This is a genomic window from Enterobacter sp. SA187 (assembly GCF_001888805.2).
Lineage (GTDB): Bacteria > Pseudomonadota > Gammaproteobacteria > Enterobacterales > Enterobacteriaceae > Enterobacter_D.
Genome location: NZ_CP019113.1, coordinates 2689847 through 2707448 on the forward strand (window position 1 = coordinate 2689847; position 17602 = coordinate 2707448).

General features: G+C 58.9%; 14 protein-coding genes. 7 read left to right on the forward strand and 7 right to left on the reverse strand.

The genetic code is table 11. The features are described from left to right. Positions 1 to 257 precede the first annotated feature (257 nt). Positions 258 to 1331: a LacI family DNA-binding transcriptional regulator gene (locus BMF08_RS12840; RefSeq protein WP_072567954.1), complete on the forward strand. Its 1074-nt coding sequence runs from the start codon at positions 258 to 260 to the stop codon at positions 1329 to 1331. Here BMF08_RS12840 and BMF08_RS12845 read toward each other — a convergent pair. From BMF08_RS12845 to BMF08_RS12860, 4 genes are all read right to left on the reverse strand, one after another. Then, the gene (locus tag BMF08_RS12845; RefSeq protein WP_072567955.1) at positions 1328 to 2593 is read right to left on the reverse strand and encodes a DUF1479 domain-containing protein; all 1266 of its coding nucleotides are present in this window, start codon (positions 2591 to 2593) and stop codon (positions 1328 to 1330) included. The two genes, BMF08_RS12840 and BMF08_RS12845, sit on opposite strands and share 4 nt — an antisense overlap. Positions 2594 to 2744: 151 nt before the next feature. Next, positions 2745 to 3560: a Cof-type HAD-IIB family hydrolase gene (locus BMF08_RS12850; RefSeq protein WP_072567956.1), complete on the reverse strand. Its 816-nt coding sequence runs from the start codon at positions 3558 to 3560 to the stop codon at positions 2745 to 2747. Between the two features lie 143 nt (positions 3561 to 3703). After that, positions 3704 to 6136 (reverse strand): formate C-acetyltransferase/glycerol dehydratase family glycyl radical enzyme, encoded by a 2433-nt coding sequence (locus BMF08_RS12855; protein WP_072567957.1) that lies wholly within the window; start codon positions 6134 to 6136, stop codon positions 3704 to 3706. 4 nt (positions 6137 to 6140) lie between these two features. Next, the gene (locus tag BMF08_RS12860) at positions 6141 to 7040 is read right to left on the reverse strand and encodes a glycyl-radical enzyme activating protein (RefSeq protein WP_072567958.1); all 900 of its coding nucleotides are present in this window, start codon (positions 7038 to 7040) and stop codon (positions 6141 to 6143) included. A 134-nt stretch (positions 7041 to 7174) separates the two neighbouring features. On the opposite strand from BMF08_RS12860, the gene fsa reads away from it, so the two are divergent. Continuing rightward, positions 7175 to 7837, forward strand: coding sequence for a fructose-6-phosphate aldolase (fsa, locus tag BMF08_RS12865; protein WP_072567959.1), 663 nt, complete (start codon positions 7175 to 7177; stop codon positions 7835 to 7837). Positions 7838 to 7975: 138 nt separating this feature from the next. On the opposite strand, the gene moeB is transcribed toward fsa, so the two are convergent. Together moeB and moeA are read right to left on the reverse strand one after the other, a co-directional pair. Beyond that, positions 7976 to 8731, reverse strand: a complete 756-nt coding sequence (gene moeB, locus BMF08_RS12870) for a molybdopterin-synthase adenylyltransferase MoeB (RefSeq protein ID WP_072567960.1) — start codon at positions 8729 to 8731, stop codon at positions 7976 to 7978. After that, positions 8731 to 9966, reverse strand: a complete 1236-nt coding sequence (gene moeA / locus BMF08_RS12875; RefSeq protein ID WP_072567961.1) for a molybdopterin molybdotransferase MoeA — start codon at positions 9964 to 9966, stop codon at positions 8731 to 8733. The genes moeB and moeA overlap by 1 nt, the downstream gene beginning before the upstream one ends. 192 nt (positions 9967 to 10158) lie before the next feature. Here moeA and gsiA point away from each other — a divergent pair, with 192 nt between their 5' ends. The 4 genes from gsiA (at position 10159) to gsiD (ending at position 15503) form a co-directional block, all read left to right on the forward strand. Continuing rightward, entirely contained in the window at positions 10159 to 12021 is a 1863-nt protein-coding gene (gene gsiA, locus BMF08_RS12880; protein ID WP_072567962.1) for a glutathione ABC transporter ATP-binding protein GsiA, read from the forward strand. A 45-nt stretch (positions 12022 to 12066) separates the two neighbouring features. Next, the gene (gene gsiB / locus BMF08_RS12885; RefSeq protein WP_072567963.1) at positions 12067 to 13605 is read left to right on the forward strand and encodes a glutathione ABC transporter substrate-binding protein GsiB; all 1539 of its coding nucleotides are present in this window, start codon (positions 12067 to 12069) and stop codon (positions 13603 to 13605) included. Positions 13606 to 13668: 63 nt separating this feature from the next. After that, on the forward strand, positions 13669 to 14589 hold the full coding sequence (gsiC, locus tag BMF08_RS12890; RefSeq protein WP_072567964.1) for a glutathione ABC transporter permease GsiC: 921 nt from the start codon (positions 13669 to 13671) through the stop codon (positions 14587 to 14589). Between the two features lie 2 nt (positions 14590 to 14591). Further along, positions 14592 to 15503, forward strand: a complete 912-nt coding sequence (gene gsiD, locus BMF08_RS12895; RefSeq protein ID WP_072567965.1) for a glutathione ABC transporter permease GsiD — start codon at positions 14592 to 14594, stop codon at positions 15501 to 15503. Positions 15504 to 15597: 94 nt separating this feature from the next. On the opposite strand, the gene rimO is transcribed toward gsiD, so the two are convergent. Then, on the reverse strand, positions 15598 to 16911 hold the full coding sequence (gene rimO, locus BMF08_RS12900; RefSeq protein WP_412175879.1) for a 30S ribosomal protein S12 methylthiotransferase RimO: 1314 nt from the start codon (positions 16909 to 16911) through the stop codon (positions 15598 to 15600). Between the two features lie 225 nt (positions 16912 to 17136). Here rimO and BMF08_RS12905 point away from each other — a divergent pair, with 225 nt between their 5' ends. Continuing rightward, entirely contained in the window at positions 17137 to 17520 is a 384-nt protein-coding gene (locus tag BMF08_RS12905; RefSeq protein ID WP_072567967.1) for a biofilm formation regulator BssR, read from the forward strand. Positions 17521 to 17602: the final 82 nt, after the last annotated feature.

The following is a 17602-nucleotide window of genomic DNA, read 5'->3' on the forward strand; positions in this document are numbered from 1 at the left end:
AACACTCTCCGAAGGACGGTTTGTAGGGGTATCTGTTTGATACTTATGGTTTTAATTACAGAGTTATTACACAACTAGTATGGAAGTTGTGCGTCCTGTTGAGATTATGAAAATTCATTGCCGGGTAATAGCGGATTTTGTGCAAGTTTTCTCAGTAATTTGCCTTACATCCGGCGAAAATCACATCCAGCACAGAGATAGCGTGAAAGCACGCTTATGAAAATTCTTTCATTTAACGAACGGGCGCAGATCACAAAATGGACAAAAAGCTCAGAATCGCCGAAATCGCTGCCCGTACCCGGCTGTCGGCCAGTACGGTATCGCGGGTGCTGGCGGGAAAAGCCAATACCAGCGAAAAAGCGCGGGCAGCGGTGCTGGCCTGCGCCCGTGAACTGGGCGTGATGGACGGTATGGCCGCCGGACGGCTGCTGCTCAACAGTCTGCTGGTGTTCGCGCCGCAGCGGGCCTTTGATGAGCGCTCGGACATCTTCTATTACCGCGTCATCCAGAGCATCAGCAAAGCGCTGGCGCCGCACGAGGTACACCTGCGTTACTGCGCGCTGGAGGAGAACGACAGCGATGCCAACCTGTTTCTGGCAAAAATGAATGACAGTGACACCCAGGCGGCGATCCTGCTCGGCATCGACGACGAACATATTCACGATCTGGCCGCCGATCTGGCAAAGCCCTGCGTGCTGATCAACAGCCGGGACCGGAAAATGCGCCTGCCCGCCATCGCCCCGGATCACCGGCTGATCGGCGAATTTGCCGCCCGTTACCTGTTCGAAATGGGCCATCGCCACGTGATGAACGTGCTCTGCCTGCGGCGCTACACTATGGAGCTGCGGCTGGCGGGCATTCGTGACGCCTGGCGCGCGCAGAACCTCCGCTTCAGCGATAACCGCGACGTGCTGCTGGTGCAGAGTTTCAGCGCCCGCGAAGCGGAAGATCGGGTAGGGGAATGGCTCGACGCCCAGCCCGCGAAAACGCTGCCGACGGCCTTTCTGATGGGCGGCGATTTTCTGGCGGCGGGCGCCGTGAAAGCGCTGCAAAAGCGTGGTCTGCGGGTGCCGCAGGACGTGTCGGTGATGAGTATCGACGGCTTTAACCTGGCGGCGATCCAGGAGGTGCCGCTCACTGCGGTACACGTTCCGCGCGACGAGTTGGGAGAAGAGGCGGTGCATTTGTTGCAGCAGCGGCTGATCCGCCCTGACGGGCCAACCGGTACGCTGTTACTTAACGGCAGGCTGGCGGTGCGGGAGTCAGTGCGGCGGATACGCCCGGACAAAAGGCGCACCGCCGTGGAAAGGGAAGGGCTGTATGATGATTAAACCGGCATGCCCAGCGCGCGCTTGCCGTGCTCGTTCAGATCGTCCAGCGTAAAGCGATCCGCCCAGTTGGTTTCATAGTCTTCGCGCGGGAAGTCGCCCGGCGATGCGCCTTTTTCCAGCGCCGCTTTAACGCGTTTCGCATAGGCGAGGTTTTTCTCGCACAGCGGCGCGGCAGGAATGTACATCACGTTGCCCCAGCCCTGCTGATCGGTGACCGGCGCGACCGAGTGGATCACATCGCAGTGCCACCAGACCGAATCCCCGGCCTCCAGCGCCGGAATGCTGGTCAGCGCCTCAATGAGCAGCGGATGCCACTGGGCGGAAATCGGCAGCACGCGACCTGGCGCCACGCCGCACAGCTCGTCGTCCGGCACGTCGTCAAGCAGCGGACGCAGCAGCACATACGCCATCGCTTCCGGGATTGGCACCACATGCAGCAAGCCCTGGCCGGGCAGCATATCCGACAGCGCCGTCCAGCCCTGGAAGGTACGGAACACCGAGCATTTGGTGGTGTTATCGACGGTGTATTCTTCTACTTCGGTACGGTGCGCGGCATTCCACGGATCGTACTGCTCCGGTTTGCCGTTAAATACGGCGGCGAACACCTGCTGATAGGCAGGCAGCAGCCAGCGCTCGAGCGCGCCGGAATCCGTGTGCGCCCCCAGCCCTTTCGAGGTGGTGCCCGGCGGACGGCGGCGGATGCGGTCCGGGTAAATCACGCTGACATCCGGATCAAACCACTGTTTGCCTTCGCTCTCAAAGGTCCACAGGCGGTTTAAAAAAGACTGCACCTGCGCCATTTCACTGCTCTGCCGCGCCTGCATCTGCGCCTGCGACCAATAAATCGGGTAGATCTCCGGGCGGGAGGCCTCCAGCGTGCCGAAGAAGCTGTCGCCCGGTCCTTTGTACACCTCGTCAAAATGGTTGCGATCGAGATATTCCAGCATCGAACGGTCCCAGCCCAGCGCCTGTTCACGTGGGAAGTGGCCTTTGATCACTGCGCAGCCGCGGCGTTTTACCTCCTCGCGCTGCGCCTCGCTGAGGGTGCCGTTTTTAATATCGGCAAAAGGGATCACCGGCCACACCGGTTCGCCGCGGGCTTTCAGGGCGTTGATTTCCGCGACGCGGGCGGCAATACGCTCGCTTAACTGGTTAAATACCGCCTGCACGTCGCCGATTTGCGCGCGCAGCGCCTGCTTGAGTTGACGGATCGCCGCTTTGTGATCGGCAGGCAGCGTTTCGCTGGCAAAGGTTACAGCCATAATGACCTCACTTTTCTTTCATTCGAAAGTAAAATAACTTACACATGCTAATTTAAGTTAAAAAAAAGTTAATGCAAGTTTAAAAACTTGATGAGGTGCACAAAGCGGGAAAAGTGCGATGCCAGCGCAGGACGCACCGGCATCAGAAGGGTCAGGCCGTGAAGGGGCCAGTACCGTCGAGCACCGCCTGAATAACGTTCAGCGCGCCCTGGTGATTGTTATCATCCGTGCGATGGCGGGCAATGGCTTTAATGGCGTCGCCGGCATTGCCCATGGCAAAGGAGTAATCCGTCATACGCAGCATTTCGGCATCGTTGCCGCTGTCGCCGATGGTCACGCATTCCCCCGGCGATATGCCCCAGCGTTTCAGCAGGCGGGTAATGCCGTTAGCTTTGTGCAGACCGGGAATGATCAGATCGACAAAGCCAAAGCCGCTGGTGACGGGCTTCATGATGCCGTCGAGAGAGACATGCAGCGCGTCAATAAGTTGCGGAATGTCGCTATCCGGCAGGTTGAGGGAGAACTTAAACATTTTATCGTCGATGTCGTGATAATCGCGCACCGGTTTCAGACGGTGATAATGGTGCGACATCAGTTCGACAAAGGCGTCCGGGGCGCGATCGCTCACATAAGCGCTCTCCAGCCCGCAGGCGACAAAGTTCAGCCCTTTGTCCTTCAGCAGCTCGCCGAGCACGATCTGATATTCATGGCGGGTCAGCTCGCCGTGGAAAAGTTGCTGGCCGTGTTCATAGACCAGCGCGCCATTTTCGGAGACGAATGAAATACGATCCTGAATTTCCGGGAAGAAGGAGATGAGCTGATAATACTGGTTGCCGCTGGCGACCACGAATTCAATACCGCGGCGCTGTAGTTGCTCAAACTGTGCCAGAAAACGATCGCGATCGTAGGTTTTGGCATCATCAAGGAAAGTTCCGTCCATATCGGTGACGATAACTTTAACGGTCATGCATTGCGCTCCTGAATGTAACTGCGACCAGAAACATTCTAATAACAATATGAGCAGAAGCACAATTTTATTTCATTCGAAAGTTTGCCCGTCGTTATCAAACGGGTAGGCCCGGTAAGCGAAGCGCCACCGGGCAAGGGGGATTACAACGTATGTTCGGTACGGGCGATAATATCGTCCTGCGCATCCGGCGACAGGGCGGTGAAGAACGCCGAATACCCCGCCACGCGCACCACCAGGTCACGATACTGATCCGGATGCTGCTTCGCGGCGATTAACGTCTCGCGCGACACAATGTTGTACTGAATATGCCAGCCTTTATACACTTCAAAGAAGGTGCGCAGCAGCATCATCAGCTTTTGGCGGTCGCTGTCGTTTTCCAGCGTCGCCGGATTCAGCTTCTGGTTCAGCAACACGCCGCCCAGGATCGCCTCCGTCGGCAGTTTACCCACCGAGCCTATTACCGCCGTCGGCCCTAAATGGTCGGTACCGGAAGCCGGGCTTGCGCCTTCCGCCAGCGGGGTATGGGCTTTACGGCCATCCGGGGTCGCCATGGTTGCGGCGCCAAAAGGCACGTTGGCGGAAATGGACGAGGTACCGGCGTAGTAATTACCGCCGATCGGACCCCGGCCATAGCGCGGATTGTGATACTGCTTCAGCTCCTCAATGTAGGTCTGATAGGCGCGCGCCAGCAGCAGATCCACGCTGTCGTCATCATTACCGTATTTCGGCGCGCTGTTGATCAGACGCTGACGCAGCTGCTCGTGGGTCAGCCCTTCGTAATCTTCCGCCAACGCTTTTGCCAGTTCCTGCTGACCTATCGCCCCCTGATCGAACACCAGCTTTTTCACCGCCGCCAGGCTGTTGCCGAGGTTGGCGATCCCCACCTGCAAACCGGAAACCCAGTCATATTTCGCGCCGCCCTGTTTGATGCTTTTCGCGCGTTCGATGCAGTCGTCCACCAGCGCCGAGCAGAGAATATCGTGCACGTTCTCCTCCAGCATGGTGTCCACCACATACTCGATCTCAATGGATTTGCGCGTGTAGTAGCGGATCTGCGTGTCCCAGGCGTCCATCACCTGCGAAAAGTCGCTGAAATTGCCTTTCGACAGCGCCAGTTCCTGCGGCAGGAATACTTTGCCGCTGGTGGCGTCCCGTCCGCCTTCCAGCGCCGCCAGCATCACGCGGGCGAAGTTAATAAAGCTCATGCCGGTGCAGCGATAGCCCCACTTGCCGCCGACGGCGGTTTCGATGCAGCCAATCGCCGCATAATCGTAAGCGTCTGCCGGTTCGATCCCGAGCTTGATAAATTCCGGGATAACGATCTCATCGTTATTGAACGCCGGCATGCCGAAGCCGCAGCGGATCACCTGCACGCAGGCGTCGAGGAAATCGTTGCTCATCCCCGCGTGGTAACGCACGCTGAGGTTCGGCTGGGTGGAGCGCAGGCGGCCGCAGGATTCGAGGATCGCATAAGAGAGCGGGTTCACTGCATCCAGCGGCTTACCGTTGACCAGTTTCTGACCGCCGATGGTGACGTTCTGATACAGCGGGCTACCGGCCGAGGCTTTGGAGTGCGAGCCGGAACGGATTTTGTTCACTTCCAGCAGCTTCAGCCAGCAGGCATGCAGCAGTTCGATGGCGTCTTCCCGCGCCAGGCTCTGGTCCAGCTCCACGTCACGGCGGTAATACGGATACAGATACTGATCCATGCGGCCAAAGGACACCGAGTGACCGTTAGATTCGATCTGCAAAATCAACTGGATGAAATAGCACAGCTGCAGGGCCTGCCAGTACGTTTTCGGCGGCTGATGGGCAATGACATCGCAGTTTTCCGCGATCGCCAGCAGTTCGTCGCGGCGGCTTTCGCGGGTTTCTGCCTGCGCCATGTTACGCGCCAGATCCGCAAAGCGTGCGATATGCTGGCTGACGGCTTCCAGCACAATATCAATGGCTTTGAGGAACTGCTCGCCGTGCAGATCTTCCAGCACCGTCAGATTGATGCGCGAACGACGCTCGGCGACTTTCTGGCGCAGCCCGTCCATACCCAGCTCCAGCACCAGCGGGAAGTTCACCGCCAGGTGCGCATCGCCGGAGGTCATATTGCCTTCGGCTTTAATGATGCCGGTCTCCAGCAGTGATTTTTGCTCGTCGGTAAACATACCGTAGCAGCGATCCTGTACCGTCTGGCCGCGCCACCACGGGCAGATTTCATGCAGCACGCGCTTGTTCTCTTCGCTGACGGCAAACCCTGCGCCCGGACGATCGGCAAGATCGTCGATCTCGTTTTCTATCCAGGTCACCGTATATTCCGGGAAGATCGGCGCGGCGCGGACCATACTCGCCTGGTTGCCGACAATCAACTCATCATGCTTGATCCAGATGGTGCGTTCCGCCAGATGATGGGCGAGGGCAAGGGCGCGGCGCACCGGGATCGGCTTATCCATATGCTGCTGATAAGCCTGGGTATAGTGCAGCGCGCGCTCGGTGCAGACCGGCGGTTTGGTGATGGTGATCAGCGCATTTTTATGCGCCTTGATGCGGTCAGTCAGGGTATCGAGACGTAAAGTGGTCATAAGGTTATCCTCGTAACGTGGCGGTCAGCCCGCATTCGCGCGCGTAGTCTTCTGCAAAAGCCAGCAGATCCGGGGCGTCGAGCGGTTTGTCTGGCGCGGTGTAGGTCTGGCCGAGCAGGTGATACTTGTTCATGCCCAGCGTGTGGTACGGCAGAAAATGAATATCGCGGACGTTGAGTTCGTCGGCGGCAAAACGGGTAATGGCGCGGATCGACGTCTCATCGGCGTTAAAACCGGGGATCAGCGGCACGCGGATGGTCAACAGCTTGCCCTTGCGGGCGAGGCGTTTGAGGTTCTCCATCACCCGTTTTGCCGAGCCATCGGTCCAGGCTTTGAATTTCTCGCCGTCGACATGTTTCAGGTCCGCAAGGAACAGATCGACATTATCTAAAGAGGGCTCAACGTAGTGCCACGGCACATGCAGACAGGTTTCCACGGCGGTATGAATTCCCGCTTCATGGCTGGCCTTAAACAGCGCGGCGGCCAGCGCAGGCTGCATAAAGGGTTCGCCGCCGGAGAGGGTGATGCCGCCGCCGCTGCGATCGTAAAAGGGTTTATCGCGCAGGACGGTGGTCATGATCTCATCTACTGGTTTTGTTTCGCCGCAGACGGTCAGCGCCTGGGTCGGGCAGCATGCCGTCAGCGCGTCCAGGTGCGCGTCATTAAGATGCTGGCGATGGATCAGCAGACCGTTCAGCGCGCATTCAATCACCGTGGGGGCCGCCTGCTGGCACAGTTCGCAGCCGTCGAGACACAGCCGGTCGTCGTAGAGCAGATCGCGTTTCAGCGAACGGCTTTCCGGGTTCTGGCACCAGCGGCAGCCGAGCGAGCAGCCTTTAAGGAACACTACGGTACGGATACCGGGGCCATCGTGGGTGGAGTAGCGCTGAATATTGAATATCATGATTGTGCCTCATCTTGCGTACGAAGATTAAATGACTTTCGAATGAAAGTTATTTTGACGCCGATCAAGTATCATTCAGGTAGCCTGAGGTAAATTTCAGCGCATGCTACATCTCACATTTTGAAGGTCATATCATGGAACTCTATCTCGATACCTCCGACGTCGCGGCAGTCAGACAACTGGCGCGCATTTTCCCGCTGGCAGGCGTGACCACTAACCCGAGCATTGTCGCCGCGGGTAAAACGCCACTGGAGGAGCTACTGCCCGCCCTGCATGACGCGCTGGGCGGCAAGGGCCGGTTATTCGCGCAGGTCATGGCGACCACCGCGGAAGGCATGGTGGTGGATGCCCGTAAACTGCGCAGCATTATCGCGGATATCGTGGTGAAGGTGCCGGTCAGCGCTGAAGGGCTGGCGGCTATAAAGTTGCTTAAGGCGGAAGGCATCCCCACGCTCGGTACGGCGGTGTACGGTGCAGGGCAGGGGCTATTAAGCGCGCTGGCGGGGGCGGAATATGTCGCGCCCTATGTGAATCGCGTGGATGCGCAGGGCGGAAACGGTATTCAGACGGTGGGCGATTTGCAGCGGTTGTTAACCCTGCATGCGCCAGGCGCAAAAGTGCTGGCTGCCAGCTTTAAAACTCCGCGTCAGGCGCTGGACTGCCTGCTGGCGGGCTGTGAATCTATTACGCTGCCGCTGGACGTGGCGCAGCAGTTTATCGCCGCTCCGGCGGTGGAGGCGGCTATCGCGAAGTTTGAACAGGACTGGCAGGGAGCGTTTGGGCGGCTGGGGCTGTAAATTGCCGGGTGGCGCTGGCGCTTACCCGGCCTACCAAACCTGAATCGCCGGGTGGCGGCTGCGCCTGACCCGGCCTACGGGGACGAATGCGACGAATTTATGTAGGCCCGGCAAGCGCAGCGCCGCCGGGCATAGCGGCTAAGATTGCCCGCACACCTCGCATCCGGCATGGCGCATTAATTTCATCTCGCGGAACTGGCAGGTCATGGCGTCGTACATCACGATTTTCCCGGCGGCGGGCGTGCCATAATGCGCCAGCAGCTTGATGGCTTCCATCGCCTGTAACGAACCAATCACCCCCACCAGCGGGGCCATCACGCCCGCTTCCACGCAGGTCAGCGCATTCTCGCCGAACAGACGGCTCAGGCAGCGGTAGCACGGCTCGCCCGGCTGCCAGGTGAAGACGCTGATCTGGCCTTCCATGCGGATCGCCGCGCCGGAAACCAGCGGCACTTTCGCCTGAAAACATCCGGCATTAAGCTGATTACGGACCGCAACGTTGTCGGTGCAGTCCAGCACCAGATCGTGGGCGGCGATCTGCGCGTTCAGGGCGTCGTCGTCCAGCTGCGCGTTGAGCAGGGTAAAGGAGACGTGCGGATTGATACGCGCCAGCGCCGCGCGGGCCGACTCTACTTTGGGCTCGCCAAGCGTGGCGTCGCTGTGCAGCGTCTGCCGTTGCAGATTCGAGAGGGAGACAGTATCAAAATCCAGCAGCGTCAGATGGCCGACGCCCGCCGCCGCCAGGTACTGCGCCGCTGCGCAGCCCAGCCCGCCAAGCCCCACCACCAGCACCCGTGCGCCTTTCAGCCGCTCCTGACCGTCAAAGTCAAAGCCGCGCAGCACGATCTGCCGGTTGTAGCGCATCATCTCGCCATCGCTCAGTTCAATGGACATTACAGCCCTCCGAACAGATGATTAAACGGCTCCACCTCAACCCATTCTCCCGCTTCGACGTTCTGTCGCTCCGCTTCCAGCACGATAAAACAGTTGCCCTGGCTGAAGGAGCTGAAGATATGCGAGCCCTGATGCCCGGTGGTGCTGACGGTTAATTCGCCCTGTTCATTGCGGGTTAACAGGCCGCGCTGAAAATCGAGGCGGCCCGGTGATTTTTTCAGGCGGGTGGCGGTGCGCACGCGCAGACGCGTCGGCAGCGCGCTGTCATTTTTACCGCCCAGTTTCGCCAGTAGCGGGATCACCAGCTGATAGAAAGTCACTGCCGCTGATACCGGATTGCCCGGCAGCCCGCAGAACCAGCTCTGGCTCAGCTTGCCGAAGGCGAAAGGTTTACCGGGCTTGATCGCCAGCTTCCAGAAGCCGATTTCACCCAGCTCTTCAAGCAGCGTTTTGGTGTAGTCCGCTTCACCCACAGATACGCCGCCGGAGGTGATCACCAGGTCTGCCTGGCTGTCCGCGGCAATAAAGGCTTCCCGTAACCGGGCGGGATCGTCAGGAATAATGCCGAGGTTGATCACCGTGCAGCCAAGCTGCTCCAGCATTAAATGCACCGCCAGCCGGTTAGTATCGTAGATTTGTCCGTCGCCCAGCGGCTGTCCCGGCAGTTGCAGTTCATCGCCGGTGGAAAACAGCGCCACGCGCACTTTACGCACCACGTCGACGCTGGCGATACCCAGCGACGCCAGCACTGGCAGTTCGGCCACCGTCAGCGTCTGCCCGGCCTTAAACACCACCTCACCGGCGCGGATGTCTTCCCCGAGGCGACGGATATTCTGCCCGGCGCGCACCTCGCGGGTAAAACGCACGCCTGCGTCGCTCTGTTCGGTTTCTTCCTGCATCACCACCGCATCGCAGCCCGCAGGAACGGGCGCGCCGGTCATAATGCGCACGCAGGTGCCGACAGGCCACACATCGTTAAACGGCTGCCCGGCAAAGGCCTTTCCCGCCACCGGCAGGGGCGCGCCCGCCGCCAGATCCGTCAGCCGCACGGCGTAGCCGTCCATCGCGGAGTTATCAAAGCCGGGGACATTCAGCGGCGAAACCACGTCATGCGCCGTGACGCGCCCGAAACAGGCCAGCAGCGGCAGCGTATCGTACGCGGTGATCGGGGTAATAACGGACAGCATCTGAGACAGCGCTGTCTCCAGCGGCAAAAGGCCTGCGGAAAACTCCATGTGTGCTCCTGACTGGCAATCTGAACGTGCATTCAAAACGCCTATTATGGCAGAAAACCCGGTTCGGCTGAATGTAATCAATATGTGCCTTACCGGTCAGGTTGCTTTACTTCGTTGATTTGACTTTCTATAGTCAAAATTCATGCCTGTTTTCAGGCACTCAATCAGTAAGAGGTCAGAGGATGGTCGCACGTGCTTGAGTCAGACGCCAGTGAAGTGCTGCGGGTCAGTAAACTGAATATTCGTTTTCCGGACGAAGGCGGCACGTCGCACGTCGTGCGGGATCTCTCCTTTTCCCTGAAACGGGGGGAAACCCTGGCGATTGTCGGCGAATCCGGCTCTGGTAAATCCGTTACGGCGCTGGCGCTGATGCGTCTGCTGGCGCAGTCCGGCGGCATGGTCAGCAGCGATGAGCTTCGTCTGCAACGCCGAAGCCGTCAGGTGGTGGATCTGAATGGGTTAAGTCATGCTCAGATGCGCAGCGTGCGCGGAGCGGATATGGCGATGATCTTTCAGGAGCCGATGACCTCGCTCAATCCGGTGTTTACCGTCGGCGAGCAGATCGCCGAGTCGATCCGCCTGCATCAGGGGCTGGGGCGCGATGCCGCGCTGAAAGAAGCCCGGCGCATGCTGGAGCAGGTGCGTATTCCTGAGGCGGACGCCATTTTGTCCCGCTTCCCGCACCAGCTCTCAGGCGGGATGCGTCAGCGGGTGATGATCGCCATGGCGCTCTCCTGTCGCCCGGCGGTGCTGATCGCCGATGAGCCCACCACCGCGCTGGACGTGACTATCCAGGCGCAGATCCTGCAACTGATCAGCGTGCTGCAAAAAGAGATGGCGATGGGGGTGATTTTTATCACCCATGATATGGGCGTGGTGGCGGATATTGCTGACCGGGTGCTGGTGATGTACCAGGGCGAAGCCGTGGAAACCGGCAGCGTGGAGCAGATCTTCAACGCGCCGCAGCATCCCTATACGAAATCCCTGCTGGCGGCAGTGCCGCGCCTCGGTGCCATGCGCGGCAGCGATCTGCCGCGCCGTTTCCCGCTGCCGTCCCGCAGCGCCGCAGTATTGCCCGACACCGGAAACGGTCAGGACACGGTGGTGGCGGGAGAGCCCATTTTGCAGGTGCGGGATCTGGTGTCGCGTTACCCGATACGCAGCGGCATTCTCAATCGCGTGACCCGCGAAGTACACGCGGTGGAAGGCGTCAGCTTTGATCTCTGGCCGGGGGAGACGCTGTCGCTGGTGGGGGAGTCCGGCTGCGGAAAATCCACCACCGGGCGCGCGCTGCTGCGGCTGGTGGCCTCCCAGGGCGGCACCATCACCTTTAACGGTCAGCGCATCGACACGCTGCCCGACAGCCAGCTTCAGCCGCTGCGCCGGGATATTCAGTGTATTTTCCAGGATCCCTTTGCCTCCCTCGATCCGCGTAAAACCATCGGCTACTCGATTATGGAGCCGCTGCGGGTACACGATCTGCTGGATACGCAGGCCTCCGAGCGCCGTCTGGCCTGGCTGCTGGAGCGCGTCGGCTTAAAGCCGGAGCACGCCTGGCGCTATCCCCATGAGTTTTCCGGCGGCCAGCGGCAGCGCATCTGCATTGCCCGCGCGCTGGCGCTCAATCCAAAAGTGGTTATCGCCGATGAGTCCGTCTCGGCGCTGGATGTGTCTATCCGCGCGCAAATCATCAATTTGCTGCTCGATTTGCAGCGGGAAATGGGTATCGCTTATCTGTTTATCTCCCACGACATGGCGGTGGTGGAGCGCATCAGTCATCGCGTGGCGGTGATGTATATGGGGCAGATTGTGGAAATTGGCCCGCGGCGCGCGGTGTTCGAAAACCCGCAGCATCCCTATACGCGTAAGTTAATGGCGGCGGTGCCGGTGGCCGATCCGGGTCACCAGCGGCCGCAGCGGGTGCTGCTCTCGGACGAGATGCCGAGCAACATCCGCAAACTGGGCGATCCGCCGCGCCGCGTGCAGCTGCAACAGGTTGCGCCGGATCACCTGGTCGCACGCACAACACCAGGCAGCACTTCATCTGCATTTTAATGACAATAATATTCCCGGACAGACAGGGAAACTCAGGAGATTAACATGACACAATTTGTTGCGCGGAAATGGCAGGTTGCGCTCGGCGTCGCCTCTGTTCTTGCTGCCGCACCGGTGCTGGCCGCGAAAGACGTGGTGGTGGCGGTGGCCTCTAATTTCACCACCCTCGATCCTTATGACGCCAACGACACCCTCTCACAGGCGGTGGCGAAATCCTTCTATCAGGGGCTGTTCGGGCTGGATAAAGAGATGAAGCTGAAAAACGTTCTTGCGGAAAGTTATACCGTGTCGGACGACGGCCTGGTCTATACCATCAAACTACGTCAGGGCGTGAAGTTCCAGGACGGCACCGATTTTAACGCGGCAGCGGTAAAGGTGAACCTCGACCGTGCCAGCGATCCGGCCAGCAGCCTGAAGCGCTATAACCTGTATAAAAATATCGCGCAGACCGAAGCCGTGGATCCGTCGACGGTAAAAATTACCCTGAAACAGCCGTTCTCCGCCTTTATCAATATTCTGGCGCACCCGGCGACGGCGATGATTTCCCCGGCAGCGCTCTCTAAATACGGTAAAGAGATTGGCTTCCACCCGGTGGGCACCGGTCCTTATACCCTTGATACCTGGAACCAGACCGATTTTGTGAAGGTGAAAAAATTTGCTGATTACTGGCAAAAAGGGCTGCCGAAGCTCGATACCATCACCTGGCGTCCGGTAGTGGATAACAATACCCGCGCGGCCATGCTGCAAACCGGCGAGGCGCAGTTCGCCTTCCCGATCCCCTACGAGCAGGCCGCCGTGCTGCAAAAAAACAGCAAGCTGGAGCTGGTGGCAAGCCCCTCCATTATGCAGCGCTACATCAGCATGAACGTGACGCAAAAACCGTTCGACAACCCGAAAGTGCGTGAAGCGATCAATTACGCCATTAACCGGCAGGCGCTGGTAAAAGTGGCCTTTGCAGGATACGCCACGCCGGCGACCGGCGTGATCCCGCCGACGCTGGCAAATGCGCAAACCTATCAGCCGTGGCCTTACGATCCGGCGAAAGCCCGTGAACTGCTGAAAGAAGCAGGCTATCCGAAGGGTTTCAGCACCACGCTCTGGTCGTCGCACAATCACAGCACTGCGCAAAAAGTCTTGCAGTTTACTCAGCAGCAGCTGGCGCAGGTCGGCATCAAGGCGCAGGTCACGGCGATGGATGCCGGACAGCGTGCGTCGGAAGTGGAAGGCAAGGGGCAGAAAGAGAGCGGGGTGAGGATGTTCTACACCGGCTGGACGGCGTCTACCGGCGAGGCTGACTGGGCGCTGTCGCCGCTGTTCACCACGCAAAACTGGCCGCCAACGCAGTTTAATACCGCCTTCTACAGCAATCCGCAGGTGGATCAGGATCTGGTTGCGGCACTGAAGACCACCAATCCGGAAGAGAAAGCCCGCCTGTATAAAGCAGCGCAGGATACGATCTGGAAAGACGCTCCCTGGGTACCGCTGGTGGTGGAAAAGCTGGTGTCAGCGCATAACAAAGATCTGACCGGGTTCTACATCATGCCGGATACAGGCTTCAGTTTTGACGATGCGGATTTGAAATAGTGAGAATGCCCCTTTTGTTTGCAAAGAAGGCAGGGAAAAGGGGCATCGGATTCAGGGTAGAACATGCTTAACTATTTTCTCAAACGCCTGCTGGGTCTTATCCCGACACTGCTGATTGTGGCGGTGCTGGTGTTTTTATTTGTCCATCTGCTGCCAGGCGATCCGGCGCGGCTGGTGGCGGGGCCGGAGGCCGACGCGCAGGTGGTGGCGATGGTGCGCCAGCAGCTCGGCCTTGACCAGCCGCTGTATGTGCAGTTCTGGCATTACATTACGGACGTATTACGGGGGGATTTCGGCAACTCAATGGTGTCACGCCGTCCGGTGGCCGATGAGATCGCCAGCCGCTTTATGCCGACGCTGTGGCTGACGCTGGCCAGCATGAGCTGGGCGATGCTGTTTGGCCTGGCGGCGGGGATCTCCGCCGCCGTCTGGCGTAACCGCTGGCCGGATCGTCTCGGCATGGCGCTCGCCGTCACCGGGATCTCCTTTCCGGCGTTTGCCCTCGGTATGCTGCTGATGCAGGTCTTTTCCGTCGAACTCGGCTGGTTGCCAACGGTGGGCGCTGACAGCTGGCGGCACTATATTTTACCGTCCATCACGCTGGGCGCGGCGGTGGCGGCAGTAATGGCGCGCTTTACCCGCGCCTCTTTTGTCGATGTGCTGAACGAAGATTACATGCGTACTGCCCGCGCTAAAGGGGTGAGCGAGAAGTGGATCATCCTCAAGCATGGTCTGCGTAATGCCATGATCCCGGTGGTCACCATGATGGGCTTACAATTCGGCTTTCTGCTCGGCGGCTCGATTGTGGTGGAGAAAGTCTTCAACTGGCCGGGGCTGGGGCGTTTGCTGGTGGACTCGGTGGAAATGCGCGATTACCCGGTGATCCAGGCAGAAGTGCTGCTCTTCTCACTGGAATTTATTCTTATCAACTTAGTGGTGGATATGCTTTACGCCGCCATTAACCCGGCTATCAGGTACAAGTAAGGATGCGACTTTTAAACTGGCGTCGTCAGGCGATATTAAAGGCCATGCCCGGTCTGAAACCGGACCATGTGCGTACGCCGTGGCATGAGTTCTGGCGGCGATTTCGTCAGCAGCCGGTCGCCATGGCGGCGGGGCTGTTTGTGGTATTACTGATTGTGGTGGCGGCGATTGCCCCCTGGATCGCGCCTTTCGATGCGGAAAACTATTTCGACTATGACCGCTTAAACGACGGGCCTTCCATGCTGCACTGGTTCGGCGTCGATTCGCTGGGGCGCGATATTTTCAGCCGCGTGCTGACCGGAGCGCAGATCTCGCTGGCGGCGGGCGTCTTCGCGGTGCTGATCGGCGCGGCGATCGGCACCGTGCTGGGGCTGCTGGCGGGCTATTACGAGGGCTGGTGGGATCGGCTGATCATGCGCCTGTGCGATGTGCTGTTCGCCTTTCCGGGGATTTTGCTGGCCATCGCGGTGGTGGCGGTGATGGGTAGCGGGATGGCGAATGTGATCATCGCCGTGGCGGTGTTTTCCATTCCGGCCTTTGCCCGTCTGGTGCGCGGCAATACGCTGGTGTTGAAGCAGCAGACCTTTATCGAATCGGCGCGCAGTATCGGGGCCAGCGATGCCACCATTCTGTTCAGCCACATTCTGCCCGGCACTATTTCGTCGATTGTGGTCTATTTCACTATGCGCATCGGCACGTCGATTATCTCGGCGGCGAGCCTGTCGTTTCTGGGCCTCGGCGCGCAGCCGCCAACGCCGGAGTGGGGCGCAATGCTCAACGAAGCGCGGGCGGATATGGTGATCGCGCCGCACGTGGCGCTCTTCCCGAGCCTGGCGATTTTCCTGACGGTGCTGGCGTTTAATCTGTTAGGCGATGGTCTGCGGGATGCGCTGGATCCGAAGATAAAAGGGTAGTTACCCCTCACCCCGGCCCTCTCCCACAGGGAGAGGGTGAATTCAGCACTGGACGATCCCCTCTCCCTGTGGGAGAGGGTTAGGGTGAGGGGAGTTAAACCCGCGTACCCCACAGATCGTACTCGTCGGCGTTTTCCACTTTCACGCGGATCACATCGCCCGGCTTCACGTTAGTTTCGCCGTTCAGGTACACCGCGCCGTCGATTTCCGGGGCGTCAGCCATGCTGCGGCCAATCGCGCCTTCTTCATCCACTTCGTCGATGATCACCATGATTTCGCGGCCCACTTTCTCCTGCAGACGTTCAGCAGAGATCTGCTGTTGCAGCTGCATAAAGCGGTTCCAGCGCTCTTCTTTGATCTCTTCCGGCACCTGGTCCGGCAGCTCGTTAGCGGTTGCGCCTTCAACCGGGCTGTATTTGAAGCAGCCCACGCGATCCAGACGCGCTTCGGTCAGGAAATCCAGCAGCATCTGGAAATCTTCTTCCGTTTCGCCCGGGAAGCCGACGATAAAGGTCGAGCGCAGGGTCAGTTCCGGGCAGATTTCACGCCACTGTTTGATACGCGCCAGCTGGCGGTCAACGGAGCCAGGACGCTTCATCAGCTTCAGAATACGCGGGCTGGCGTGCTGCAACGGAATATCCAGGTACGGCAGGATCTTGCCTTCCGCCATCAGCGGGATCACATCGTCCACGTGCGGGTAAGGATACACATAGTGCAGACGTGTCCAGACGCCCAGCTTCGACAGCTGTTCGCACAGGCTGACCATGCTGGTCTTCACCGGCTCGCCGTTATAGAAACCGGTGCGGTGCTTCACGTCAACGCCGTAGGCGGAGGTGTCCTGGGAGATCACCAGCAGCTCTTTCACGCCCGCGTCCACCAGACGTTTCGCTTCCGCCAGCACGTCGCCAATCGGACGGCTGTCCAGATCGCCGCGCATCGACGGAATAATGCAGAAGGTGCAACGGTGGTTACAGCCTTCGGAAATTTTCAGGTAAGCGTAATGGCGCGGCGTCAGCTTCACGCCCTGTTCCGGCACCAGGCTTAAGAACGGGTTATGCTTCGGCTTCGGCACATAGTGGTGCACGTGTTCCAGCACCTGCTCATAGCTGTGCGGGCCGGTGATTTCCAGCACCTTCGGGTGCACTTCGCGGATCTGATCCACTTTCGCGCCGAGGCAGCCGGTGACGATCACCTTGCCGTTTTCAGTCAGGGCTTCGCCGATGGCTTCCAGCGACTCCTGGACCGCGCTGTCGATAAAACCGCAGGTGTTCACGATCACCATATCGGCGTCGTCGTAATTAGGCACCACATCGTAACCTTCAGTGCGCAACTCTGTCAGGATGCGTTCAGAATCCACCAGGTTTTTCGGGCAGCCGAGGGAGACGAAGCCAATACGGGGTTGTTGCATGCTCATACGCTCACAAAGTAAACAGGAAAATAAAAACCGGGCGATTTTACACGGGTTTTGGGCGGCGCTCTACTTCTGATTCGGGAGGGCGAAGGTTTTAACGGGTTAATGCACGGTAAAAAAATGTTAACAAGACTACAATTATTGATCTGGTGCATGTATCTGGCTAAAAAGTGAACTTAAGATAAATTTACACCCTGTTTGATAAGTGAGAGGAGGAAGGCGATGAACGTTGACAGGCTTCAGCTCCATCTGATGGAGAAACTGACCCACGCCAGACTCGAACTGGCTGCTTACGTCCAGCTTCTTAAGGCGAAAGGCTATATGTCGGTCAGCGAAAGTAATCAATTACGTGACAACTTCTTTAAGCTTGCCACTGAAATACGCGATCTGGCGGAGCAGCCATCTGCCCCCTGGACCCGTCATGAGTGGGAAGCGTTGCGACTTGCGGAGGGCGCATTGTCCTCTGCGGCGGTTTGCCTGATGAGCGGCCATCACGACAGCCCGACCTTTATCGCGGTTAATGCCGATAAACTTGACCGCTGCCTGAATGCCCTGAACACCTGCATTGATGGGCTGGACGAGCATACTTCCCTCGAAGAGGCCTGATCCCCGGGGGGAGGCGACTCCCCCTTCAGTTTGCTGAAGTTAAAGCTTTTGTAAAAGTCAAAGCGCAGCCGTCCTGACTGGC

Bases quoted from the DNA above. Each gene is read 5' to 3' on its own strand.
- BMF08_RS12845 (WP_072567955.1), bottom strand. From the start codon at position 2,593: ATGGCTGTAACCTTTGCCAGCGAAACGCTGCCTGCCGATCACAAAGCG.
- moeA (WP_072567961.1), bottom strand. From the start codon at position 9,966: ATGGAGTTTTCCGCAGGCCTTTTGCCGCTGGAGACAGCGCTGTCTCAG.
- BMF08_RS12840 (WP_072567954.1), top strand. From the start codon at position 258: ATGGACAAAAAGCTCAGAATCGCCGAAATCGCTGCCCGTACCCGGCTG.
- BMF08_RS12905 (WP_072567967.1), top strand. From the start codon at position 17,137: ATGAACGTTGACAGGCTTCAGCTCCATCTGATGGAGAAACTGACCCAC.
- moeB (WP_072567960.1), bottom strand. From the start codon at position 8,731: ATGTCCATTGAACTGAGCGATGGCGAGATGATGCGCTACAACCGGCAG.
- gsiC (WP_072567964.1), top strand. From the start codon at position 13,669: ATGCTTAACTATTTTCTCAAACGCCTGCTGGGTCTTATCCCGACACTG.
- BMF08_RS12855 (WP_072567957.1), bottom strand. From the start codon at position 6,136: ATGACCACTTTACGTCTCGATACCCTGACTGACCGCATCAAGGCGCAT.
- rimO (WP_412175879.1), bottom strand. From the start codon at position 16,911: ATGCAACAACCCCGTATTGGCTTCGTCTCCCTCGGCTGCCCGAAAAAC.
- gsiB (WP_072567963.1), top strand. From the start codon at position 12,067: ATGACACAATTTGTTGCGCGGAAATGGCAGGTTGCGCTCGGCGTCGCC.
- gsiD (WP_072567965.1), top strand. From the start codon at position 14,592: ATGCGACTTTTAAACTGGCGTCGTCAGGCGATATTAAAGGCCATGCCC.
- BMF08_RS12860 (WP_072567958.1), bottom strand. From the start codon at position 7,040: ATGATATTCAATATTCAGCGCTACTCCACCCACGATGGCCCCGGTATC.
- BMF08_RS12850 (WP_072567956.1), bottom strand. From the start codon at position 3,560: ATGACCGTTAAAGTTATCGTCACCGATATGGACGGAACTTTCCTTGAT.
- fsa (WP_072567959.1), top strand. From the start codon at position 7,175: ATGGAACTCTATCTCGATACCTCCGACGTCGCGGCAGTCAGACAACTG.